We start from the raw sequence: 22,168 nt of genomic DNA, 5'->3' as shown, positions 1-22,168 counted from the left end.
TGTCGAGGGCGCCGCCCCAACCCCCGAGCGCGCTTCCGCCCACTGGGTGTCGGGGGCAGGCCTGTCCGTGTTCTCTCAGACGCTGAGCGAAGGGGCGAAAAACCTTCAGGGGCCGCGGCCACTGACGCCCATCCAGTGGAGCATCGTTGCCTCGGGGGGAAAGTATGTCGCCGAAAGGCTCGCTACTGCCCCCCTCACGCGGGCCCCCGCTGCCGATGCTCCCGGAACTGATTCGGCAACATGGTTTGTCAATCTGGACAGTGGAGAGGTCACGCCCGGCCACGCTCTGATGACCGGCGAGGCTGAGCCTGCCCTCACTCGCCTGCTGAGCACCGCCCTCGCTCGCGCGCACACCCAGGACGATCCAGACAGTGAATCCGCAGGCCAGGGGGGTGCGCCAAGGGCCTCTTCCTCACAAAGCGCTCATCCCCCAACGCCCCGTCCAACGCCGAAGCCTGCCCCACCCTACGATGATCTCTTCTTTGCTCCCGACGGAGCGTTGATCGTCACTGTCCCCAGCATGGATCGCGCCTCTTTCACGACGATTCGCATCGGCCGCGAGGCCTCCGCTTCCCTGCTCAGTCCTGAGGGAGTGCGCATCCGCGATGCCATCACCAGCGGAGGACGCTTCCCCGGCTTCCATCCCTATCCGCATGCGCAGGCACCTCTTGCGGGGGATGCTGCCCGCTTCATTGGCATGGTGGCAACAGAGGACACCGACTGCTCTCAGGCGCGCTGCGTCGCCCTGACCTTTGATGATGGGCCTCATCCTCAGCTCACCCCGCAGTTGCTTGACCTTCTCTTCCGCGAGCGCGTCCACGTAACCTTCTTTGTCCAGGGTGATGCTGCCGTTGAGCAGCCGAACTTGGTGATGCGCGCCCTGCGTGAGGGTCACACGATTGGCACGCACACCTGGTCCCATCCTCGTTTGCCCTTCATATCGGCAGAAGAGGTACATCAGGAGGTCACGCGAACGAAGGATGTGGTCATTGGTGCGACGGGGCGTACTCCGATCTTGATGCGCCCTCCCTATGGTGAGTTTTCTTCCACGGTGCTGGAGGTCCTGCGCTCCACGGGGGATGCGGTGATCATGTGGAATGTGGACACGGAGGATTGGAAGAATAAGAGCGTTCCAGAGACGACGCGCCGCGCTGTCGAGGGCTCACGTCCAGGTTCGATTATTCTCATGCACGATGTGCACCCCACCAGCGTCCAGTCTGTGCCCGGCATTATTCGTGGGCTGCAGGATCGCGGTTTTTCCTTGGTGTCGGTGCCCACCCTCTTGGGTTCAGTGACGGCGGGCGACGTGTATTACGGCAGAGAATAATGACCTCACGTTCTGGCCAGCCTTCCCATCCCTCCCTTCCTTCTGGCCCCTCCATTGCCTCCCCTCACTCCCAGGCCCGCCCTCCCTCCCATCAGCGCGGACCATTGTCGACAGTGGAGATCGCGAATACGGGGATTATGGCGGGCCTGTCGGTGGCTCTTGGCGTACTCTCGGCTGTGTTCCCGGTGTTCCAATTGGCCTTCCAGGTGGCGGCGATCGTCCCGATTGCGATGGTGGCGACGACTTTTCGCCCTCGCGCGACTGTGGCGGTAGTGGCTGCGGCGATAGTCGTGTCGGGGGCCGTGGGCGGCGCGCTTACTGCCGCTCATGTCGCTCAGTCCTGCCTTGTGGGCGCCACGATCGGTGCTTTGCACCGGCGGGGCGTGGGGCGCGTGGGTGCCAGCGTTGCTGGTGTGGTGATTGGTGCTGGCGTGGGCGCCGTGACGGTGTCGCTGCTGTGGGTGTTTGACCAGTCGCGCACCCTTTTTCTGGAGGCAACCCGCACCGGCATGACGGGCTATCTCAAGCTTGTGGCCTATGTGCCCGGTGCGTCGGGTGTGAGCGCCGAGGCCACCCGCATGCTGGGGGTTTTCTTGAGCTACTGGTGGCTGTGGGTACCGCTGCTGGTTGTGGTGGGTACCTTCGTGGCGACCCTGCTGTCCTTTGTTCTCTTGGGCGCGATCTTGCGTCGTTTGCACTACGGTTCCCAGGTGGACCGCCTGGACGCCACTGCGGCCATCCCCGGCGCCCTCACTCCCTCTCCCTCTTCTTCTCCCTGCGTGCTGCCCTCCCCCGCTCCCCTGCCACTCCTTCTGGAGAATGTGTCCTTCTCCTACGAGGACGAGGCACGCGTCATCCTCCAGGACGTCACTCTTCGTTTCGAGGCCGGTGAGTTCGTCGTCATTGCGGGGGCGAATGGGTCGGGCAAGTCAACCTTGGCTTCTCTCATTGCCGGGGCGCAACCAAGTGGCGGTCGGATCTCCTCCCCCGGTCCGCGGGGCTTGGGGCAGGTGGGCGGTACGGCTTTCCTTACTCAGCGCAGCGAGGTCCAGGTCGTGGGTGACACCGTGTGGGAGGACATCCTCTGGGGTCTGGGTCCCGCACATGCTCAGCGGGCCACTTCCCCGGGCGGCGCCTCCCCTCGCTCCTCGCAGGGCACTGCCCTGCACGACGGCGGGCTGCACGATGACGGGCTGCATGCGCGAGCCCAGCGCTGCCTAGAACGCGTGGGCCTGGCGGATAAAGCCGACCTGCAGACCCGCAGACTCTCCGGTGGTGAGTTGCAACGCCTTGCCCTTGCGGGGGCGCTGATGCGTCAGCCTGCCCTTCTTATCTGTGATGAGACGACGGCAATGGTGGACCCCGCTGGCCGCGAGCGCCTGCTGAGCATTTTTGCTGAGGTCGCAGCCGAGGGCACCTGCGTGGTGTGCGTGACCCACGACCTGTCCGAGGCCGCCGCAGCCTCTCGCCTGATCCGCATGGAGGCCGGGCGAATTGTCTTTGATGGGGAGCCGGGGCGCGATCCTGAGTGCGAGCGCGCACTGCGCGAAGGGCGGGCCTCGTTCATTGCTCCACGGCGCGCCTCCGACCTCTACAGCACTGATGAGCTGCCTTCAGGAAAACCTGCGCCCTTGAGTGAGTCCGCCCCGCGTGGCCTGGACGCCTCCCCCAGGCCCCGCGTGGATGCCAACGGCCAGGTTGAGCACCTGTGGTTGTCGCGCGTGTGCCACCACTATGACGTCCTGACCCCCTGGGAAAAGCCCGTCCTCCACGAGATTGACTGCATAGTCTCTCCGGGCCAGTCTCTGCTCATTACGGGAGAGAACGGCTCAGGAAAGAGCACCCTGGCTCGTATTATGGCCGGGCTCATCACCCCCACCTGGGGGCGCTGCCTGCTGGCCAATCGGCCGATGTGGACGCGCGTGGGGGCGGTGGCGATTTCCCATCAATTTGCCCGACTGCAGCTCCTGCGCCCCACCGTCGGTGAGGACATTCTCGAGGCCGCTGGGGCGCACGACCTCTCCGGTGAAGAACGCTCCGCTTTCATTGAGCGAGCTCTCACAACCGTCGGTTTACCCCCTTCCTACGCTGATCGGGGGATTGACCAGCTCTCTGGCGGGCAGATGCGGCGCGTCGTCCTGGCGGGGCTTCTTGCCTCCGAGCCATCCGTCCTCATCCTTGATGAGCCTTTCGCTGGGCTTGACCGCCAGTCTCGCCAGCAACTTGTCTCTCTTTTGGCTGCTCAGCGTCAACGCGGCATGGCCCTCATCGTCATCTCCCACGACGTTGAAGGCCTCGCTGGGCTGTGTGAACGCCACCTCATCCTCGACCACGGACGCCTCATTGACCCTGGCACCCTCGCTCACCCTGGCACCGCCAACGCCACAACGAACAGCACCGCGAGGAACGACACCACCTGCCAGAGGGCCCACCCCCACCTGCCCTCCTCCCCCACAATGCCTCGCCCCTTCCCTGGGAAAGCGGCCTGACGCGCATGTGGTTGGGGACCAAGATCCTCTGCTGGGCGGCCCTATCCACCACCCTCCTATTCGTGCCGACATGGTTCTCCCTGGTCATGACCGCCACCGTCCTTGTAGGCGCAACGCTCGTCGCGCGGGTGCCTCGCCGCGCGATCCCTCGCTTCCCCCTGTGGTTCTGGGCGGGCATGATCGGCGGCATGATCGGCGCGTGGCTAGGAGATGGACTACTGATCTTTATGCGTGCCTTCACCCTCACCGTCGTCATTATGTGGGGGACAGCGATCATCTTGTGGACCTCCCCGACCTCGTCCTTCCCTCCCACAATCCGCACCCTTCTTTCACCACTGCGGTGGGTGGGTATGCCGGTCAAGGAGTGGGCGCATGTCATGGCGACAACCCTCAAGAGCGTTCCCCTCATGCGCGACCAGTCCCAAACGATTGGGGACACGCTGGCGCTGCGCCACTATGCGCTCCGTCACGGGCGTGGCGCCTCCGCGGGCGAGCCCAGCCTGTTCTCGCACCTGAACGACATCCTCACCGCCTCCCTGTCCGTCGCGGCACAGCGAGCAAATGACCTGGGACGTGCAATGACGATGCGCGGCGGTATTCCGCCCTTCCCGTCCTCCACGCCCACGCTGGGCCCCTGGGATGCGCTGGGGGTCGCGGCCACCCTCTGCGCCATTGGGGGCATTGTTGTCGGCGCAACATATTTCTCGTGAAATTTCGACAGTTAAGACAAATCACGCACCCATCTTTCTCATCGAGTGGCTAGACTGGCTGTGGCGGTACTGTCTGCACTGAGTCGTATGCCATCCCATCAGGTCGGTGCGTGACATGGAACCGTCCTTGATGGACCCTGCAAAAGTGGGGAGAGGAGAGTAAACGAGCATGAGCATCTTCGACCGTTTCGAAAATGCCGTCGAAAGGGGCGTCAACAGCGCCTTCTCCCGCGTGTTCCGGTCGGGCCTCAAGCCGGTAGACATTACGACAGCTATCCAGCGGGCCATGGATGACAACACCTCCGCCGTCTCCTCCAACCGCATCATCGCCCCCAACCACTTCACCGTCCACATCGCCCAAGGAGACGCCGACACCCTCGGAGCTGACCTGCCCGTCCTCTCTGAAGAATTCGCCGTCCAAGCCACCGAACACGCCGCCTTCCATGGCTACGCCCTCCTCGGACCAGTCGAGGTCCTCTTCGACATTTCCCCCGTGGAAGCAACCGGACAGCTCAGTATTGACACCGCCAATCGCCGCGGCTCCGTCGCCCCCGCCACCGCCGTCGCACCCTCTCCCGAGCACCCGATTATCGAAGTCGAAGGCGAACGCTGGCTCCTCAAGGAAGCCGTCACCATCCTGGGTCGAGGATCCGAATCTGACATTGTCGTCAACGACGCAGGCGTATCACGCCGACACCTTGAATTGCGCATCACCCCCACCGGCGTCATCGCCACAGACCTGGGATCCACCAACGGCTCCTTCGTCGAGGGCCACCGCATTGACGCCGCCACCCTCGTTGACGGCAACCAGATCACCATTGGCCGGACCACCATCATGTTCTGGACCCACCCTTCTGATGTGACGCCCGAGGTCAACTAATGACCAGCGATCTGGCCTTCAATATCTTTCGCCTGGGATACCTGCTCCTCCTGTGGCTGATGGTCTTCGGTGCCGTCGCCGTGCTCAAGCGCGACATCTTCGGCACTGTCGTCACCCCGCGTGGTAAAGGCCGCAAGAGCGCCGACCAGCGCCGCAAAGAATCCCGGCGAGGACGCACCACCACCCACAGCGCACCCCAATCCCTGCTCGTTACCGGCGGGCCCCTCGTGGGAATGATCCTGCCCCTGAGCAACTCCCCCATCACTATCGGCCGCTCGCCCTCGTCCTCCCTTGTCCTAGAGGACGAGTACGCCTCGAGCCGCCACGCCCGCCTCTCTCCTGGCGAAGGCGGATGGTGGATTGAAGACCTCGGCTCACGCAACGGCACCTTCGTTGACGATGAGCGCCTGACTGAACCTCGTCCTCTTGGGCCCGGGACCACCGTCCGAATCGGCCAAACAACCCTTGAATTGGTGCGGTGATCATGGCCTCCCCTAACGTTGAGTTCCGTTACGCTGCCCGGTCAGACATTGGCCTGAAGCGTTCCAGCAACCAAGACTCAGGCTATGCCGGACATAACCTCCTCGTCCTCGCCGACGGTATGGGGGGCGCAGCCGGCGGCGACATTGCCTCCTCCGTGGCCGTCGCCCACCTGGCTCCCCTCGGCCTTGAATCCCACTCGGCCGACACCCTCCTACCCCTCCTGCGCCAAGCCTTCCTTGACGCGCACGCTGAACTGCTGGACCGCTCCAAACGCGAACCTGAACTCACCGGCCTTGGCACAACCTGTATTGCGATCTTGCGCTCGGGTAATAAGCTCGCCATGGCCCATATTGGCGACTCGCGCGCCTACCTGTTGCGCAATGGGCAGCTCGCCCAGATCACCACCGACCACTCTTTCGTGCAATTCCTTGTCTCTCAAGGGGAAATCACCCCCGAGGAGGCGCTTGACCACCCGCAGCGCAACGCCGTCACGAAGGTCTTGGGATACAACGAGGTTGACGCCATCCCCGATGAGACGGTCCGTGAAGCCGTTGAAGGCGACCGTTGGCTCCTGTGCTCTGATGGCCTCTCCGGCCTCGTTTCGGATGAGACCATCGCCCAAACCCTGCGCGATTACGAGGACCCGGGCGAATGTTCCGACGCCCTCATTGACCTGGCCCTGCGTGCCGGCGGCACCGACAATGTCACCTGCATCGTCGCCGACGTCGTGCCCGCCCTCGGCGGCGGCGACACCACCCCCCAGATTGTTGGTGCAGCGGCCGTTGATCGCACAGCGCCCTCGCGGATGGGCCCCGGCGCAGCCGGACGGGCTGCCGCCCTTTCGACCCTACCCGACGCCACCACCTACTTTGACGAGGACGCCGACACGGAAGAACCTCAGCGAGCACGCTGGTGGACGCCCGTTATTTCCCTCATCGTGGCCGCCATCGTGCTAGGCAGCGGATGGCTGGGCTACACCTGGGCGCAAACCCAGTTCTACGTGCTGGGCTCCAATGGGAAGGTTGTCATCTACCAGGGCATTCCCCAATCCTTGGGATCCTGGGAACTGTCCACCCCTGTTGAGATCACCGAGATCTCCCTTGAATCCTTGCCGCAGGTCGAACGCGAACGCCTTGAGGAGCCGGTGATGCGCAGCTCCCGTGAGGAGATTGACCTCTATGTTGAGCAACTGCGTGAAGCCGCGCTGAAGCACGCTCAGCACACCTCGGCCACCACCTATCTCACGCCCAAGACCTCATCTCAGTCGGGGGCGACCGCCCCCGCTGACGCCAACCAGCAATCCGGCGCGACGCAGCCCGGCGCAGCGCAGTCAGGGGGTGCTCGTGGCAACGGTTAGTGTTGCGCCAGCGCGCCCTCGGCGTCTTGTCGAAATGCTGCTCATGCTCATTGCTGTGGCTCTGGGCGTGGGCGGGTATGCGCTGACCACCATTAACCGCACGGGCGAGGTGCCCACCAACCTCGGCCAACATATTGCCATCCTCGTGATCCTGGCTGTGGTCGCTGAAGTGGGCATGCACATCCTTGCCCCCTACGCCGACCCCGTCATCTTGCCTGTTTCTGTGGCGCTCACAGGCATTGGCTTGGCCATGATCTACCGCCTGGACATGTCCTATGAGCTCCTCGACCAGGACACGGTGGGCCTCAATCAGCTCATCTACGTGGGTATTGCGATCACCCTGGCGGCCGTGGCGCTCTTTTTTATCCGCGACCACCGCTCCCTGCGTCGCTTCACCTTCACCTTCGGCGTTGCCTCGCTTATCCTCCTGCTGCTGCCTGTCATCCCTGGCCTGGGTATTGAAACCTACGGCGCACGCGTATGGATTAAGCTCGGCCCCCTGTCAGCCCAGCCCGGTGAGATCGTCAAGATCACGCTGGCGATTTTCTTCGCTGGCTATCTGGTTGCCAACCGCGACAAACTCGCAATTGCCGGTCGGAAGATTTTCGGTTTGCAGCTGCCTCGCGGCCGCGATCTGGGGCCCATTATTGCCGTGTGGCTCATTGGCATTGGCATCCTCGTATTCCAGCGCGACCTGGGCACCTCCCTGCTGTTCTTTGGCCTGTTCGTAGCCATGCTCTATGTGGCGACCAACCGGGTATCGTGGCTGGTCATCGGTTTTACCATGTTCACCCCCGCTGTTTTCCTGGCAATCTCTCTTTTCCCCCACGTGTCTGCGCGTTTTGACGTGTGGCTCAACGCCATGGAACCCGAGGTGTATAACCGTGATCCGGGCGGCTCCCACCAGGTCGTTCAAGGAATCTTCGGGCAGGCCTCCGGCGGTCTGACAGGCACCGGCTGGGGCTCTGGATACCCGCAGCTGGTGCCCGTAGCGAACTCGGACTTCATCCTGTCCTCCCTGGCAGAGGAGCTGGGTTTGACGGGCCTTGCCGCCGTCCTCATGCTCTACCTCATCCTCATTGAACGAGGCCTACGCGCCGCAGTGGGTGTGCGCGACGGTTTCGGCAAGCTCCTGGCAACGGGGTTGAGTTTCTCCCTTGCCCTCCAGGTCTTTGTCGTCCTCGGCGGCCTCACCCGTGTCATTCCCCTGACCGGCCTGACCGCGCCCTTCCTCGCTGCGGGCGGTTCCTCCATGGTGTCCTCATGGCTGGCGATTGCCCTGCTGGTGCGCATCTCGGATGCGGCGCGTCGCCCCTCCCACAACTACACCCCCTGGGTGTCGGGTTCGCTTCTTCTGGGCGAGGGCCCCGGCGGCCGGAAAGCTCCTGAGGGGGCGAGCGCATGAACACGCAGATTCGCCGGATTTTCGTCGTCATCCTCGGACTCTTCGCCATCCTCGGTTTGGCAGTGTCGAATATCCAAGTCCTCCAGGCCCCCACACTCAACGCCGATTCACGAAACTCGCGCACCATCTTGCACTCAGCCTCCCTGGATCGCGGGCCCATTATTGTGGCCGGAACAGCAGTTGCCTCCTCACAGAAGGTGGAAGATTCCAAGCGCTACCAGCGTCGCTACAGTGAAGGCCCCCTGTATGCGCCGGTGACAGGCTACTTCTCCTCGGCTTTCACGACGGCAACCGGCCTTGAGTCGGTAGCCGAAAACGTCCTCGACGGCGAATCGCAGGCCCTCCTGGGCCAACGCTTGCGTAACCTTTTTGCTGGTGAAAGCCGTAAGGGCGGTGGCCTCGTCCTCACGATCGACCCCACACTCCAACGCCTCGCCGCCGAACAGCTGGGCGAACGCAAGGGCGCCGTCGTCGTCCTCAACGCCCAGACGGGCGCGATCCTCGCCCTATACTCCTCACCCTCCTACGACCCCAATGCCCTGGCCGTCTTTGACACCGCGCAGGCCGAGGCCGCCCACGAGGCCCTCGTTGAAGATCCCCGCTCACCCCTGACCAACCGCGCGATAGCCGGCAACCGCTACGCTCCAGGCTCCACCGCGAAGATCTTCACCACCATCGCCCTGCTGGAAAAGGGAGCATTCACCCCCGAGTCGCGGATCCTCTCCCCCGTGACCGTGAACCTGCCGGGCACCTCCACGCAGGTATCGAATATTGAATCCTCCGAATGTGGCGACGGAAACCCCACCCTGCAAGAGGCCTTCGCACGCTCATGCAATACGACCTTCGTCAATGCCAGCGAGCACGTCAGCGCCAAGGAACTGGCCGCCGTCGCCTCGCGCTTTGGTTTTGGCCGCGACCTCGATATTCCCCTGGAAGTGACGCCCTCCTACTTCCCCGACGAGATGGATGCCGCACAGACCGCGCTGGCCGCCATCGGCCAATACACGGTGCAGGCCACGCCTTTGCAGATGGCGATGGTCGCCCAAGGGATTGCCGCTAATGGCGTCGTGATGCGGCCCTTCCTCATCTCCGACATTGTGGATGCCGACCTGCAGGTTCGCTCAACAACGACGGCGAAGGAATACTCCAACCCCATCACCCCTGAGATCGCCGCCCAACTCAACGCAATGATGCGTGACGTCGTCCACCAGCCCTATGGCACGGCCAACGTCCTGGATATTCCAGGCCGATCAGTGGCAGCAAAGACGGGCACCGCTGAACTGGGTGACGGCTCGGGTTTCGCTAACGCTTGGGCCATTGGTTTTGCTCCCGCAGATAGTCCTCAGCTTGCTTTCGCTGTCCTCGTTGAAGGAGATGACACTGATCCCGTCCCACACGGCGGCACTTCAGCCGCTCCCATTGCCCGCGTTCTCCTGGAAGCGGGGTTGAAATGACAGCCACTTCTCGCAATAGCGCAGGCCGCATGATTGGCGGCCGCTACATGCTGCTGTCCCTCATTGCTAAGGGCGGTATGGGTGAAGTGTGGAAGGCCCGCGACCAGCTGTCGGGCCGCCTCGTGGCCGCGAAGGTGTTACGCCCCGAGCTATCGGGCGAGGAACTCCCCCTGTCGCGCCTTCGCCTGGAAGCAAAGAACACGCTGCGTATCGAGCATCCCAATATCGCTGCCGTCCTTGATTCCGGCGAGGATGAGGGCCGCGGCTGGCTGGTCATGGAACTCGTTGAGGGTCGCCCTTTGACGGACTACCTCAAGGGCGGGCAGCGCCTGAGTCCTGAGCATCTCATTCCTGTGCTCATCCAGATGGCGATGGCGTTGAGTGCTGCGGCAGCTGCCGGGGTAGTTCACCGCGATATTAAGCCCGCCAACGTGCTGATCCGTCCGACCGGCATGGTGAAGATTACCGACTTTGGTATTTCACGCACCGCCGATCAGGTAGACCTCACCGCTGCGGGCATGGTGATGGGCACCGCCCAGTATCTGCCGCCTGAGCAGGCCCTCGGCGAGGTCGCCACCACCTTGGGTGACCTGTACGCCCTGGGTGTCATCGCCTACGAGGCCGCCGCCGGGAAACGCCCCTTCACCGGGTCATCCCAGGTGGAGATTGCTTTCGCCCATGTGAACGAGACTGTGCCTCCGCTTCCATCCGATGTGCCCGCCCCCTTGGCGCAGGTCATTATGCACCTGCTGGAAAAGGAGCCCTCCAAGCGGCCGGCTTCTGGGCGCGCACTTGTGCGTGAGCTTGTGGGCGCCGCGCAGGCTCTGAGTATTCCGATTTCGCCCTGCCCGCTGCCTCAACCTGACGGTGCTGCCCAGGCGCCTGCTGCGCCTGCTCAGCCGGTGGTTGCCCCCATTGAGCACACGCCTGCGCGGACTCTGCCCGAAGAGATGCTGCGTCCTGTGGATCTTGAGGCTGCCTCCCTTGATGCCGTGGTCGGACCGGAACCTCAGCGCCCCTCCCGGCCGCAGCACGCCGCTGAGCCCCTTGCGGAGCCGGGTACTGAAGCCGTGGCCGACGATGAGACTGCGACTGGCGGCGAGTCCGCCACGGTCGAGCACGAGCCACATGCAGACACGAGCATGAGCGCCCAGCTTGCCCTGAAACTGCGCCACCGTGCCCATCAGCAGGGTGGCGAGGGTGCTCCTGAGCCGACACGGCCGCGATTTGCGCCCGTGCGCGAGGCTTCGCTGAGTGTCAGGCCCGAGGCTCCGGCTGCGGCCACGCCCGCTGTTCCCTCAGCTCCACCGGCGGCTCCTGCACCGTCCTCTCCAGCGGCTACCCCCGCGCCGCCCGCGCCCCCAAGCTTTGCGCCGACCCGGCCACGCGCGACGGCCTCGTCCCGCAACGAGGGGAACGCACGCGCAGAGCACGCGCCCTCCTTCCATCCCGTCCGAGCGGACTCCACCTCGGCACCCCAGCGTGTGTCGCGACGCTCGCTGCGTACTACCGCAACGCAGCGGCGCGCCCCCGTCCTGTGGCACAGCATCACTCCCGCATCCATTGAGGCCGCTTCGGTACCTACGCGACGCCCGATGCGGACACGCTACTCGCGCTCAATGACCGCGCCCCCCACACCACTGTGGCGCACTATTCTTCGGTGGCTCATCGCTGGGATGGTCTTCCTAGCACTAGTTGCCGTCGCTTTGGCAGTATTGTTCTCAAAGTTAGGATTCGCGTCGGCAGTTCTCGGCGCAGATTTCCATCCACTCCAGGAGGTCACAACATGGTCGACTCCATGGCCCACCACCTAGGTGGCCGATACGAGGTACGCTCCCTCATCGGTCGAGGCGGAATGGCCGAGGTCAACCTAGGCTTCGACACACGCCTCAACCGCATTGTCGCCATTAAGCGACTGCGGACCGACCTGGCACGCGATTCCGTGTTCCAGGCGCGCTTCCGCCGTGAAGCGCAGTCGGCGGCCTCCCTCAACCACCCCAATATTGTCGCCGTCTACGACACCAGTGAAGAGGACGTCATCACTCCCGATGGCTCCACCGTCTCGGTGCCCTACATCGTCATGGAGTACGTGGAGGGCCACACGGTGAAGGACCTCCTCTCTGATGGGACCGCCGTGCCCATTGACGAGGCAGTGGAGATCGCCTCGGGTGTCCTGTCTGCCCTGGCCTATGCGCACACGGCAAACCTCGTTCACCGCGACATCAAGCCGGGCAATATCATGCTCACCAATGATGGCAAGGTGAAGGTCATGGACTTCGGTATTGCCCGCGCCCTCACCGACTCCCAGGCCACCATGACCCAAACCAACGCTGTGGTCGGTACGGCCCAGTACCTCTCCCCCGAGCAGGCCCGTGGCGAGCAGGTCGACCCCCGTTCGGATTTGTACGCGGTGGGTGTGCTGCTCTTTGAGCTGCTCACCGGACAGCCTCCCTTCCGCGGCGACTCCGCTGTTTCGGTGGCCTACCAGCACGTTTCCTCCCTGCCTCCGGCGCCCTCCACCCTCGCTGCGGATGTGCCCGAGTCCCTTGACCGTGTCGTCATGAAGGCCATGGCGAAGGACCCAGCCGACCGTTACGAGTCTGCTGCGGTCATGCGCACCGATCTGACGCGCGCTATGCACGGCATGGACGTGGACGCTCCTGCCACCGAAGTGTGGGGGGCTCCTTCAGAAGTGACGGCCACCATTCCGATGCCCCCGCCCGTCTCCGCCATGCGCGCACGCCCCACAGAAACCACCACTGCGCCCTCCTTCGCTCAGGTGACTACTCCGGAAGCCCCTGAACGGAAGAAGCCTGTGGCCCTGTTGGTCTCCCTTGTGGTCCTCCTGGTCTTGGCCCTGGTCGGCGGTGGGTTCTTGCTCTTTGGAGGGGACACGCCCCAGTCGGATGAGACCTTGGTTGAGGTCCCCCGCAACCTGGTGAATATGACCCAGGATGAGGCTCGCCGCACCCTCGAACCCCTGGGGTTGAAGTTTGCCCTGGGTGGCGAGGAGAACTCCGACACCGTGGAGAAGGGCCGCATTATTCGCACCAGCCCCGAAGGCGGCCAGTCCGTCAAGCCGGGTGAGACGATCATTGCCACGATCTCCATGGGTCCGAATTCCGTTGTTATCCCGACGGACATTTTGGGCAAGTCCTTCGACGAAGCAAAGAAGATGCTGGAGGATCTGGGCCTCACCGCAGAGAAGGACACTGAAACTGTGCCTTCTGATGAGATTGAGAAGGACAAGGTCGCCAAGACCAACCCTTCACCCGGCCAGAAGGTCAAGGGGGGATCCCCGGTTAAGCTCACCCTGTCGTCTGGGCCTGATTCTGTGAACGTCCCCGACCTGTCGAATATGAACCAGGATCAAGCCCGTGACGCTCTGACGGCGAAGGGCTTGATTGTCGGTAATGTTGAGATCATTGACGGCCCCTACGCCAAGGGCCTCATCGTCAGCTCGGAGCCCGCCTTTGGTGAATCCGTCAAGAAGAACAGCACCATTAAGCTGATGATTGCCTCCGGCGACGTGGTAATTCCATCTGGCTTGGAGGGCAGGACCGAGGATGAGGTTGTGACTGCTCTGACAGAGTCCGGCCTGACTGTTGACGTCAACTACCAGCCCAATGAGGCAGCCAAGGATATCGTCTTCGCCACCTCACCCAAGGGTGGTCAAAAGGTTCCCTTCGGGCCATCTGGCCGCGTGACGATCTTCGTCTCCACGGGTCCGCAGCAGCAACAGCCCTCGAACCCGGGTGCTCCTGGTGTTCAGACTCCTCCCTCACCGGGAGCTAATGGGAACTAGCCTGTTCCTGCACCTGTGATCCCTGCGTCGGCTAACGTCGGCGCAGGGATTTCTTTTGCACTGGGATTCTTTTGCGCAGGGATTTCTTTTGCGTGAGGAGTCCTGCCCTGCGTTTTTCTGCACTGGCATGTCCCAACACCGCTTCTCAACCACCCGCCACAACACAACCCGCTTATCAGTGCCGCTCTATACGAGCCTCTACCGCACCAGATCCTGCTAGGCGCCCACGTGTGCGCCCAAAGCTACAACCGCCCCTTAAAGGCCCACAATCCGCCTGAACTCACACCTGGGAGCAAAGATCAGGGTGCCAGGGCCGGGTAGTAAGGCCGGGCCCAGGGCCGGGTAGCAAGACTGGATACCCAGGACCTCCCCTGCACAGACAAACAACTCCTAGTGCGCGGCCACAGCCACGCACTAGGAGTTGTTGAGTTGAAGAAGAATCACTGATCGGGCACAGCTCCCTGCAGGAGGCAGGAGGTGGCGATCAGACGGAGTTGTCAGCGAGGTTGAGGTAGCTTTGCACCCACGGGTACACGTGCTCAAATAGCAGGTAGAGCACACCGGAGAGAATCACCAGGGTCACAATGACCTTGAGCCACACCGGTCCGGGCAGGTGACGAAATAGCCATGCGTACATGTCAGAATCCTTGTCAGTCAGACGCTTGTCGAAGCTCAAGAGCCGGCGGGCGTATTGTAAGGCGCTGCCACAAGCTCAGCGGGAACACCCGTTGACTTAGGCGTCCAATACTCAAACTTCAGGTGGGCGATGTAACGCTCGTAGTTACTCCACTCAGGGTGGCAACTCGTCATCGTCATCCATCGTTCACTGGGGACCTGCCTGTAGGTGGGATCATCGATCACCGGAGCAATGACACGTTCATTGCCTTCTTCCTCGGCTCCAACGATCTGGGCGCGCTTCATGCTGTACACGTAGTAGGTGTCGGCAACCTCGACAATCACCTTGTCTCCGTCTTTGAGGCGGTCGATCCAGCGGAAGTTTTCACCCGAGGTGCGGCGGTGCCCGGCCACCGAGAAGTTTCCGATCTCGCCCGGTTGAGCGCTTTCGGCGTAGTGTCCGGCGTAACCCTTGTCGAGGCCGATCTGCTCGGTGGTTTCAGTCAGGGGGGTGCGCATCCAGTCCCATGTGGGGAAGTGGATGATGCCGTAGATTTCTCCCGGCGCAGGAGTGGGAATGGGCGGCGGGTCGTCGGTGCGACGCTCGCCCTCGTTGGTCGCCGCAGGAAGGTGCTTGGTGGCGAATTCGGCGATGCGCTCCTGACGGGGGCCTTCGACCTTGTAGCTGGTGTAGTACAGCTGCCACACGGCGAAGAGGGCAACGACGACTGCCGCCGTAATAAGTAGTTCACCGATGACGCCGATTGTGCCGTAAAACACTCGAGCTGCCGGACTTAGTGGCGGTCGGCGGCGCACATGTTCAGCCATGCTTCTCCATTACTTGTGCATATTTCACTGCTGCATCCGGGGCGGCTGCTGGCAGGTCGAGGTGGTCACTGGATTCAAGCTTCCACCCCAAGCCGTACAAGGCAACATAGGCCTTGTAGTTGATGATCTGCGGGTTCACATCCAGCGCCTCACGCAATGCCAGGGGATCCCCGATGGCGGAGATCCTGTAGGGCGGAGAGAAAGATGTGCCATCAATAAGGATGACATTACCAATACACCGCACTACCGTGCGCGACGTAATGCGCACGTCTTGGACGGTCATTGCTTCAGCACCCCCCGACCATAGGGCATTCATCACATCTTCAATATCCTGCTGGTGGATGACAAGATCATCGGCTTGGCATTTTCAGGTAGAGGTCCTGGCGGGGCATCGTTTAAGGTCACTGTCACACCCGGGCCGCTCACCGGCGCGTAGGTTACACCTCGGCGCTGGTTCAGGGTCTCTTCCAGTCCTCCGACCTCTTGTTCAAGGTGGCGTGACACCTGAGCTTGGACACCCGACATCTGGTCTTCCAAGCTGGCAACGATCGTTTGGCGTTGACGTACCAGTGATACTAAATCCCCATCATGGTCAGCATTATCGCGAGCATTTGAGGCTGAGAGCCCAAAGAGAAGCCCTGAGGCGATGGTGACGACAAGAACCGACGCACCCTTTTGCCAGCGGCGAGGGACAAGCACCCCTTGCAGAAAGTCAGAGAATCGCGGCCCGTGTGGTGATGCTGGAGGCGTTCCTCCTGCGCGGGGAGCGAAACTCGGCGGTGAGGAGGACGCATGGGACGTCTGCGTGGGCGCGTCATGCTGCGACTCGTGCTGTGTCATTCCCTCCTGTCTCAACACTCGTTGCCTTCCATTTCGTTAGTTTCATATCCGAGACTACGCTAGGACACTAGGTGTCGCTAGAAGGCGACGTAGTCCGGGCGCATGTCCGGAAGAAATTCACTTGTTATTGAGGAGTCGACGTGGCTGAGTCGAAGAAGCGCAAGAAGCACGGCAAGGTCGTTTCGGATGACCTGGAGATCCAATCGTGGACGGATGGTATTCCGCTGAGTCCTTCTTGGTGGGCTCCCCTGTTCTCCACCCTGTTGATCCTGGGCCTTGTCTGGCTGGTTGTGTACTACATCTCCGGCGGCCTCTACCCCATCCCCGGCGTGACCTGGTGGAACATGATCATTGGCCTGGGCATCATGATGGCAGGGTTCTTGATGACACTGAAGTGGCGATGAAGCTTCATCCACAGTCTGTGCCTTGACGAGCGCAGGCCATCTGAGGAGGGCTTTTCCTCGTCTAACACCGTGGGGCGCGATCCGGTTTCGGATCGCGCCCCACAGTATTTCCACAGTTCTTCCACAGTCCTTCCCCGAAGTTATCCACAGGGCTATCCACAGTTGGGGAAAACTACAGACGTGTGATTTCAGGCGTACCAGCTGATGAGCAAGGAATAGATTCCCGATTGGGCGGCAAGTAAAGCAACAGCCACCGCTCCCAACACTCCTGCCGCTTGAAGATTCTGCTTCTTCTCTGTCACACCCGGACGCGGTCGATCGGTCTGCACCAACAGCCACGCCACCACAACGCCCACCAGCAGGCCACCCACATGGCCCTGCCACGAAATACCCGGAACAAGGAAACCGTAGACGAGGTTAATCCCCAGGAGCACCAGAATAGAGCGCGTATCCGCACCCACCGCCTTCTGCAGCACAAAGATCGCGCCAAAGAGGCCAAAAACAGCGCCCGAAGCACCCACCGTCACCGTATTAAAGGACGTCGGCGAAACCAGCACCCACGCCAACACGAAGGTCGTACCCCCCAGAGCACTCAACACGTACAGGCCGATATAGCGCATTGCGCCCATCAGCGGCTCAAGATACTGCCCCATCCAATACAAGGCCAACATGTTGAACGCCAGGTGCATCAAACCCGAATGCAAGAAAGCAGTGGTGAGGAAACGCCACGGCTCGAAGTAGGCCGACGGCGGATAGAACGCAAACCACTGATAGACCGGCAGCAACCACTCCGCCACATACAGCAACACGCACAAGCCAATCAGCGTTGACGTCACCGGAGAACCAAAAGAACGCGCCCGCATCCGCTTCGTCGGCGAGGTCGTGCAATCCACACAGATCGCACGCACCTCCGTTGGGATGGCACAGGCTACGCACATCGGACGATTGCATCGCTTGCAGTAATCAACGGAGCGCTCATGGGGGTGGCGCGGACAATTCGGCGCCGCCGCAGGATTAGAACGCTGGCCAAAGGTCGGGATCTCACTCACAGCACACCCGGCTTTCTCTCTCAAACTTCCCCACCCGCATTGCCTCGTCAAACAAGCAGAGGGTAACGAAAGGCGGGCACGCACTCACGGCACGCACCCGCCCTCGTCAATCAGATGGTCACTCAGAAATGGTCACCGAGTTAATGGTGACATCCTCAACGGGCTTGTCATTACGGCCGGTGGGCACGTTGACGATCGCGTCCACAACGCGCTTGGACTCCTCGTCAATGACGCGGCCGAAGATCGTGTGGTTGCCCAGCAGCCAGGGGGTGGGGGCAACGGTGATGAAGAACTGCGAGCCGTTGGTGCCCTTGCCCATGCGCTTACCGGCGTTAGCCATAGCCAGCAGGTAGGGCTCATTGAAGTTGAGCTCGGGGTGGATCTCATCGTTGAAGGTGTAACCGGGGCCGCCGGTGCCCTGGCCGAGGGGGCAACCACCCTGGATCATGAAGTTGGGGATCACACGGTGGAAGATGATGCCATCGTAGAAGGGAGCGGTGCTCTTTTCGCCGGTGGCGGGGTGAACCCACTCGCGGTTGCCCTGCGCGAGGTCAACGAAGTTCTTGACCGTGTTGGGGGCGTGGTTGGGGAACAGTTCTAGGCGGATGTCGCCTGCGGAGGTGTGAAGAATAGCTTCCATGTCTTAATCGTCGCAGAGTTAGGCGCTTTGTTCACCTCTTACGGGCACGAATTCCCGAACGATAGGCTGCACTTCACACTTAAACAAGGCAGAATAGGAAGGGAAAGTGCGCCAAGCACGCAGATAAAGCCATACACCAGGAGGGCATCATGGCGAAGACCCCCAATTTCGATGCGGACAAGATCAAGGCTGAAGCCGCTCAGCTTCGCGAAGCTGTTGCCGTCCACGCCGGACGCGCAGCCGTGAAGGCAACCGACCTTGCCAGCGCTGGCCTGGATTGGGCCGCACCCCGCGCGCAGCAGGCCCTGGAAAATGCCATTGACCGCGCCACCCCGCTGCTGAGCGAGGCCGCCGACCGCGCTCAGGCCGCCGCCGAGCGCGCCAAGCCCGTCATCGAGGACGCCCGCGAGCGCGTTATTGACGACTACCTGCCGCGTATTAACCGCGCCGCACACGACGCAACCGTTGCTGTTTCCTCTGATGGCGCCCTGCTTGACCGCGTTCGTAGCGCCCGCGATGCCACCGCTGTTGCTCTGACCACCCCCACGAAGAAGGCTCGTAAGCCTCGCCGTCTGCTGCGTGCTCTGGGCTGGACCGCTCTGGGTGCGGGCGTTGCTGGCGCAGGCTACGTCCTGTGGAAGCGCAGCCAGCCCATTGAGGATCCCTGGGCGGAGGAGTACTGGGCCGACCTCGAGTCCGAGGTGGACATCCAGGAGATGCTGCCTGAGTCCGTTGACGAGGTCGTTGACGCCGCTGCCGACAAGGTGGAAGAGGTCAAGGACGCTGCCGCGAAGAAGGCTGAGGAGCTCAAGGACGCCGCTGAGGATGCTGCTGAAGCCGCCGCCGACAAGGTGGACGAGGTCGTTGAGGACGTCAAGGACGCTGTTGACGGCAAGTGAGCCCATCGGGGCGCGATGAGGGCGCAAGGTTCTTGCCCGTAGCGCTCATCACGTGCTCATGTCAGGCGGGGGTGCTGGCCAGTGGCCAGCACCCCCGCCTTGTGCCCGGATTGTTTAGGCGTCCAGATCGAAGACAGCCCGCAGGACTTGAAGGACCCCGTGTTCAGCGTTCGAGGGGGCAACGTAGCGGCACACGGCGTGAATGTCAGGGTGAGCATTGGCCATGGCAAAAGAGTGCTCAGCTCGGGCGAGCATGCCCAGGTCATTGTGGAAGTCACCAAAGGCCATGGTGTGAGCGGGGCTAATGCCGAGGCGTTCTTGGAGGGCTTCAACTGCGTTGCCCTTGTCGACCTCAGGGTTCATGAGGTCACACCAGTGCTGGCCGGACACCACGTATTGGTGGGTGTTGGCGAATCCGGCCATGGAGAACTCCCCCGTGGGGGTGATATTCGTGAAGTCGAATTGGGCGAGCTTGAGGAGGGAGTCCTCATGCTCACCGCGTTCCATCTGGGCGAGGGTTTCATGCAGGTCATCAACGACCGTGGTGCGGTGGTAGAACTCGCGGGCGATGGTGAGGAAGGCTTCGTCGTCACGCTCGACGTAGGCGCTGCGTTTGCCGCAGACCACCAGGCCGGTGTTGACTTCAGGCTGGCGTTGCTGGCGCACATTGAGGACCACTTCTTGAGCGCTGGCGTAGTCCAGGCCCATCGAGAAGAGTTCTTCCCCGTCACGCATGGCGATGGAGCCATTTTCTGCGATGATGGTCAGCCCGTCGCTCACGCGGTCAAAGAGGTCACGCAGGGTCCAGTATTGGCGGCCTGAACAGGGAACGACATTGATCCCTCGGGCAAGGAGGGCCTCGATGACAGGCCAGGTTTCCTCAGGTAGTTCCCTGTTTTCGTCGAGAAGGGTGCCGTCCATGTCAATGGTGATGAGCTCGATGTCGCTGATGCTCAGCTCATCGAAGGGGGTGGGGGCTGGCAGTTCGGGGGCTCTAGAGGTCGCGGGTGTGTGCGCCTGTGCTGCGGGGTTGGTCTGTTCACTCACCCCTTGATTGTGCCCTAAATGCTCGCGGCAATGCACTCCCCTCCCGCTTGTTTCTGCCTCCCTGTCCCGGCCCCCTCGCTTATCTGATGCCTCGGATCCCACATGTGAGCCCACGGGGTTTTCATCGATCTTGGGGGCGTTTCTCGCTTCGACTCACACCTGGGCGCCGGACGGCCGCACTCCGCGGCCTTCGCGCCCCGATTGCTGCGGGGGCACGGAGGCTACCCGTGTCCATGAATGCTTCAATTCCCCCACTGTGGGCCTGGTCTTGATAGCGTCGAAGTGTGCATACTCCTGCTCCACGTGATGCTGCCGCCCCTCTGACCACCACAGGCGCTTCACCTGCGCTGTGGTCGCAGCGCGTGATCCGCAGCTTTGCGGCGGCCACGAATCTGCTGGTCTGCGGCCACTCCTTTGTCATTGCCGCGCCCTCGCATCTGCATGGCATCCCGCAGCTGGCTTCTCTGGAGCACACTCTTCGCGCTTTTGGCGCTCACCCGATGGTGAGTGCCCTCCCCTCCCCTGCTGTGCCCCAGCCCGCTGCCGCATCCACCTCTGTGGCTCACGCAGCGCCTGCCTCCGTGCCGTTCCCTCCCGCGCAGGCCGTGATTGTCGTTGCTGAAACGCCCGAAGAAGCACGCTCTCTGACGCTTAACCCCCTGGCTCATGTGATTGTTGAAGCCCCTCTCTCGGGCCCAATCAGCGTGACCACCGGGGAGGGCGCTGCCCTGCACTCGCCCTACGCGGCGCACACCGCCACTGCCGGCTCAGGAGAGGCACCCGCATGTGATCTCACCTATGGCCGCGAGCGCATCGCCTGGGCCAGGGCTCATATGCCCATCACCCGGGCGGCCGTCGCCCGCCTGGCACGCACTAGTCAACATGGGGGTCAACTTGGAGGCCACCTTGCGGGCCGCCGCATTGGCCTGGCCCTCGTCCTGGAGCCAAAAACCGCTGTCCTCGCCCTCGAACTTGCCGCTGCTGGCGCGCAGGTCAGCGTCTTTGGCCATGCGGATGAGACCCGCGAGGATATTGCGGCCGAGCTGCGCGCCCAGGGGCTGAAGGTCTTTGCTGATTCCACCGCCACCCCTTCGCAGGAAGAGGCCCTAGCCCGCGCCTTCCTCGCCGAAAACCTTGAGTTCCTTCTCGATGACGGCTCGCACTTGATCCGCATGGCCCACGATTCGCAGCGGGCCCCCAGCGCGCTTGATTCCCTCCTTGGTGCTGCGGAGGAAACCACCTCTGGCCTGCGTCCTTTGCGGGCTATGGAGGCCGCAGGAACCCTAAGAATTCCGGTGATGGCCTCCAATGACGCCCGCTCCAAGACCCTCTTCGATAACGCCTACGGCACAGGCCAGTCCTGCCTGCTCACCATCCTCGACCTCCTTGACCCCTCCTTCCAGGGCTACCCCCTGCCCGGTCAACACGTCGTGGTCGCCGGATATGGCGATGTGGGGAAGGGGTGCGCGCGCCTGGCTGCGGCCCTGGGGGCGCGCGTGAGCGTGGCCGAGGTTGACCCCGTGCGCGCCCTCCAAGCTCGCATGGATGGCTATGGCACGGGCACCCTCGTCGACCTGGCCGCCCGTGCTGACCTGTGCATGTCGGCCACAGGCGTTGCCGACACCATCAGCCGTGATGTCCTCAACGCCTTGCCTGATGGCGCGGTAGTGGCTGTGGCTGGGGGTGTTGACCAGGAGGTCGCCCTTGATGACGCCCTTGAGGCTGGGGCACAATGGCTGCCCGCCCCCGGCATGCGCGCCGTGGAGCGTTTGCGCCTGCCCTCTGGCCGGGAACTGCTCGTCACCGACCGGGGCGGCTGCGTGAACCACCGCCACCTGAATCGGACTGCGCCGTCATGCGCGCACTGACATCCTCGCGATGCAGCTCCGGTTGTTCCCAGCGCTCCAGCCGTACCTGCCTGCCCCGCCTGCACCCC

The 22,168-nt window shown here is 62.7% G+C and carries 20 protein-coding genes; 13 read left to right on the top strand and 7 right to left on the bottom strand.

Annotation, left to right across the window (positions count from 1 at the left end):
- The 10 genes from HWX48_RS10340 to pknB all read left to right on the top strand — a co-directional run.
- The coding region (locus HWX48_RS10340) for a polysaccharide deacetylase family protein (RefSeq protein ID WP_175957248.1) at positions 1–1,327 on the top strand (1,327 nt) is incomplete at its 5' end.
- Positions 1,327–3,816 carry a DUF2232 domain-containing protein gene (locus HWX48_RS10335; RefSeq protein ID WP_175957246.1) on the top strand — a complete coding sequence of 830 codons (2,490 nt, stop codon included), beginning with the start codon at positions 1,327–1,329 and terminating at the stop codon, positions 3,814–3,816. The genes HWX48_RS10340 and HWX48_RS10335, both read left to right, overlap by 1 nt.
- Before the next feature lie 5 nt (positions 3,817–3,821).
- Positions 3,822–4,526 carry an energy-coupling factor transporter transmembrane component T gene (locus HWX48_RS10330; protein WP_175957244.1) on the top strand — a complete coding sequence of 235 codons (705 nt, stop codon included), beginning with the start codon at positions 3,822–3,824 and terminating at the stop codon, positions 4,524–4,526.
- A 169-nt stretch (positions 4,527–4,695) separates the two neighbouring features.
- On the top strand, positions 4,696–5,406 hold the full coding sequence (locus tag HWX48_RS10325) for a DUF3662 and FHA domain-containing protein (protein WP_175957242.1): 711 nt from the start codon (positions 4,696–4,698) through the stop codon (positions 5,404–5,406).
- Entirely contained in the window at positions 5,406–5,888 is a 483-nt protein-coding gene (locus tag HWX48_RS10320) for an FHA domain-containing protein (protein ID WP_175957240.1), read from the top strand. The genes HWX48_RS10325 and HWX48_RS10320 overlap by 1 nt, the downstream gene beginning before the upstream one ends.
- 2 nt (positions 5,889–5,890) lie before the next feature.
- The gene (locus HWX48_RS10315; protein ID WP_175957238.1) at positions 5,891–7,246 is read left to right on the top strand and encodes a PP2C family serine/threonine-protein phosphatase; all 1,356 of its coding nucleotides are present in this window, start codon (positions 5,891–5,893) and stop codon (positions 7,244–7,246) included.
- Positions 7,233–8,651 (top strand): FtsW/RodA/SpoVE family cell cycle protein, encoded by a 1,419-nt coding sequence (locus tag HWX48_RS10310; RefSeq protein ID WP_175957236.1) that lies wholly within the window; start codon positions 7,233–7,235, stop codon positions 8,649–8,651. Before HWX48_RS10315 ends, HWX48_RS10310 begins: the two co-directional genes overlap by 14 nt.
- Positions 8,648–10,105: a penicillin-binding protein 2 gene (locus HWX48_RS10305; RefSeq protein ID WP_175957234.1), complete on the top strand. Its 1,458-nt coding sequence runs from the start codon at positions 8,648–8,650 to the stop codon at positions 10,103–10,105. The genes HWX48_RS10310 and HWX48_RS10305 overlap by 4 nt, the downstream gene beginning before the upstream one ends.
- On the top strand, positions 10,102–11,919 hold the full coding sequence (locus HWX48_RS10300) for a serine/threonine-protein kinase (RefSeq protein ID WP_175957232.1): 1,818 nt from the start codon (positions 10,102–10,104) through the stop codon (positions 11,917–11,919). Before HWX48_RS10305 ends, HWX48_RS10300 begins: the two co-directional genes overlap by 4 nt.
- Positions 11,892–13,910, top strand: coding sequence for a Stk1 family PASTA domain-containing Ser/Thr kinase (gene pknB, locus HWX48_RS10295; protein ID WP_175957230.1), 2,019 nt, complete (start codon positions 11,892–11,894; stop codon positions 13,908–13,910). Before HWX48_RS10300 ends, pknB begins: the two co-directional genes overlap by 28 nt.
- A gap of 484 nt (positions 13,911–14,394) precedes the next feature.
- On the opposite strand, the gene HWX48_RS10290 is transcribed toward pknB, so the two are convergent.
- The 4 genes from HWX48_RS10290 to HWX48_RS11315 are packed head-to-tail and all read right to left on the bottom strand — an operon-like array spanning position 14,395 to position 16,193.
- Positions 14,395–14,547 (bottom strand): hypothetical protein, encoded by a 153-nt coding sequence (locus HWX48_RS10290; RefSeq protein ID WP_175957228.1) that lies wholly within the window; start codon positions 14,545–14,547, stop codon positions 14,395–14,397.
- Positions 14,548–14,582: 35 nt separating this feature from the next.
- Complete coding sequence (locus HWX48_RS10285; protein ID WP_175957226.1) at positions 14,583–15,353, bottom strand: class E sortase; 771 nt, start codon at positions 15,351–15,353, stop codon at positions 14,583–14,585.
- Positions 15,346–15,669: a DUF881 domain-containing protein gene (locus tag HWX48_RS11320; protein WP_254873074.1), complete on the bottom strand. Its 324-nt coding sequence runs from the start codon at positions 15,667–15,669 to the stop codon at positions 15,346–15,348. Before HWX48_RS11320 ends, HWX48_RS10285 begins: the two co-directional genes overlap by 8 nt.
- A complete protein-coding gene (locus HWX48_RS11315) occupies positions 15,669–16,193 on the bottom strand; it encodes a hypothetical protein (protein WP_254873073.1) in 525 nt (174 codons plus the stop codon). The genes HWX48_RS11320 and HWX48_RS11315 overlap by 1 nt, the downstream gene beginning before the upstream one ends.
- Before the next feature lie 140 nt (positions 16,194–16,333).
- Between HWX48_RS11315 and HWX48_RS10275 the strand changes: the two genes are divergently transcribed.
- A complete protein-coding gene (locus tag HWX48_RS10275) occupies positions 16,334–16,597 on the top strand; it encodes a cell division protein CrgA (RefSeq protein ID WP_175957224.1) in 264 nt (87 codons plus the stop codon).
- 188 nt (positions 16,598–16,785) lie between these two features.
- Here the strand turns inward: HWX48_RS10275 and HWX48_RS10270 are convergent, their stop codons facing one another.
- On the bottom strand, positions 16,786–17,646 hold the full coding sequence (locus HWX48_RS10270; RefSeq protein ID WP_254873072.1) for a rhomboid family intramembrane serine protease: 861 nt from the start codon (positions 17,644–17,646) through the stop codon (positions 16,786–16,788).
- 118 nt (positions 17,647–17,764) lie between these two features.
- The gene (locus HWX48_RS10265) at positions 17,765–18,286 is read right to left on the bottom strand and encodes a peptidylprolyl isomerase (protein ID WP_175957222.1); all 522 of its coding nucleotides are present in this window, start codon (positions 18,284–18,286) and stop codon (positions 17,765–17,767) included.
- A 149-nt stretch (positions 18,287–18,435) separates the two neighbouring features.
- Here HWX48_RS10265 and HWX48_RS10260 point away from each other — a divergent pair, with 149 nt between their 5' ends.
- On the top strand, positions 18,436–19,185 hold the full coding sequence (locus tag HWX48_RS10260; protein WP_368483996.1) for a hypothetical protein: 750 nt from the start codon (positions 18,436–18,438) through the stop codon (positions 19,183–19,185).
- Positions 19,186–19,299: 114 nt separating this feature from the next.
- Here the strand turns inward: HWX48_RS10260 and HWX48_RS10255 are convergent, their stop codons facing one another.
- Positions 19,300–20,232 (bottom strand): Cof-type HAD-IIB family hydrolase, encoded by a 933-nt coding sequence (locus HWX48_RS10255; RefSeq protein WP_254873071.1) that lies wholly within the window; start codon positions 20,230–20,232, stop codon positions 19,300–19,302.
- Positions 20,233–20,516: 284 nt separating this feature from the next.
- Here HWX48_RS10255 and HWX48_RS10250 point away from each other — a divergent pair, with 284 nt between their 5' ends.
- The gene (locus HWX48_RS10250) at positions 20,517–22,100 is read left to right on the top strand and encodes an NAD(P)-dependent oxidoreductase (protein ID WP_254873070.1); all 1,584 of its coding nucleotides are present in this window, start codon (positions 20,517–20,519) and stop codon (positions 22,098–22,100) included.
- The last annotated feature ends 68 nt before the right edge of the window (positions 22,101–22,168 follow it).

Origin of the sequence: Schaalia sp. Marseille-Q2122 (assembly GCF_903645355.1) — a bacterium.
Lineage (GTDB): Bacteria > Actinomycetota > Actinomycetes > Actinomycetales > Actinomycetaceae > Pauljensenia.
The sequence above is the reverse complement of the archived record's forward strand: the minus strand, read 5'-3'. Positions and strand labels throughout refer to the sequence as shown.

What these genes read in the sequence shown, in the direction of transcription:
- HWX48_RS10335 (WP_175957246.1), top strand. Translation starts at nt 1,327, where the DNA reads ATGACCTCACGTTCTGGCCAGCCTTCCCATCCCTCCCTTCCTTCTGGC.
- HWX48_RS10330 (WP_175957244.1), top strand. Translation starts at nt 3,822, where the DNA reads ATGTGGTTGGGGACCAAGATCCTCTGCTGGGCGGCCCTATCCACCACC.
- HWX48_RS10325 (WP_175957242.1), top strand. Translation starts at nt 4,696, where the DNA reads ATGAGCATCTTCGACCGTTTCGAAAATGCCGTCGAAAGGGGCGTCAAC.
- HWX48_RS10320 (WP_175957240.1), top strand. Translation starts at nt 5,406, where the DNA reads ATGACCAGCGATCTGGCCTTCAATATCTTTCGCCTGGGATACCTGCTC.
- HWX48_RS10315 (WP_175957238.1), top strand. Translation starts at nt 5,891, where the DNA reads ATGGCCTCCCCTAACGTTGAGTTCCGTTACGCTGCCCGGTCAGACATT.
- HWX48_RS10305 (WP_175957234.1), top strand. Translation starts at nt 8,648, where the DNA reads ATGAACACGCAGATTCGCCGGATTTTCGTCGTCATCCTCGGACTCTTC.
- HWX48_RS10300 (WP_175957232.1), top strand. Translation starts at nt 10,102, where the DNA reads ATGACAGCCACTTCTCGCAATAGCGCAGGCCGCATGATTGGCGGCCGC.
- pknB (WP_175957230.1), top strand. Translation starts at nt 11,892, where the DNA reads ATGGTCGACTCCATGGCCCACCACCTAGGTGGCCGATACGAGGTACGC.
- HWX48_RS10290 (WP_175957228.1), bottom strand. Translation starts at nt 14,547, where the DNA reads ATGTACGCATGGCTATTTCGTCACCTGCCCGGACCGGTGTGGCTCAAG.
- HWX48_RS10285 (WP_175957226.1), bottom strand. Translation starts at nt 15,353, where the DNA reads ATGGCTGAACATGTGCGCCGCCGACCGCCACTAAGTCCGGCAGCTCGA.
- HWX48_RS11320 (WP_254873074.1), bottom strand. Translation starts at nt 15,669, where the DNA reads ATGAATGCCCTATGGTCGGGGGGTGCTGAAGCAATGACCGTCCAAGAC.
- HWX48_RS11315 (WP_254873073.1), bottom strand. Translation starts at nt 16,193, where the DNA reads ATGACACAGCACGAGTCGCAGCATGACGCGCCCACGCAGACGTCCCAT.
- HWX48_RS10265 (WP_175957222.1), bottom strand. Translation starts at nt 18,286, where the DNA reads ATGGAAGCTATTCTTCACACCTCCGCAGGCGACATCCGCCTAGAACTG.
- HWX48_RS10260 (WP_368483996.1), top strand. Translation starts at nt 18,436, where the DNA reads ATGGCGAAGACCCCCAATTTCGATGCGGACAAGATCAAGGCTGAAGCC.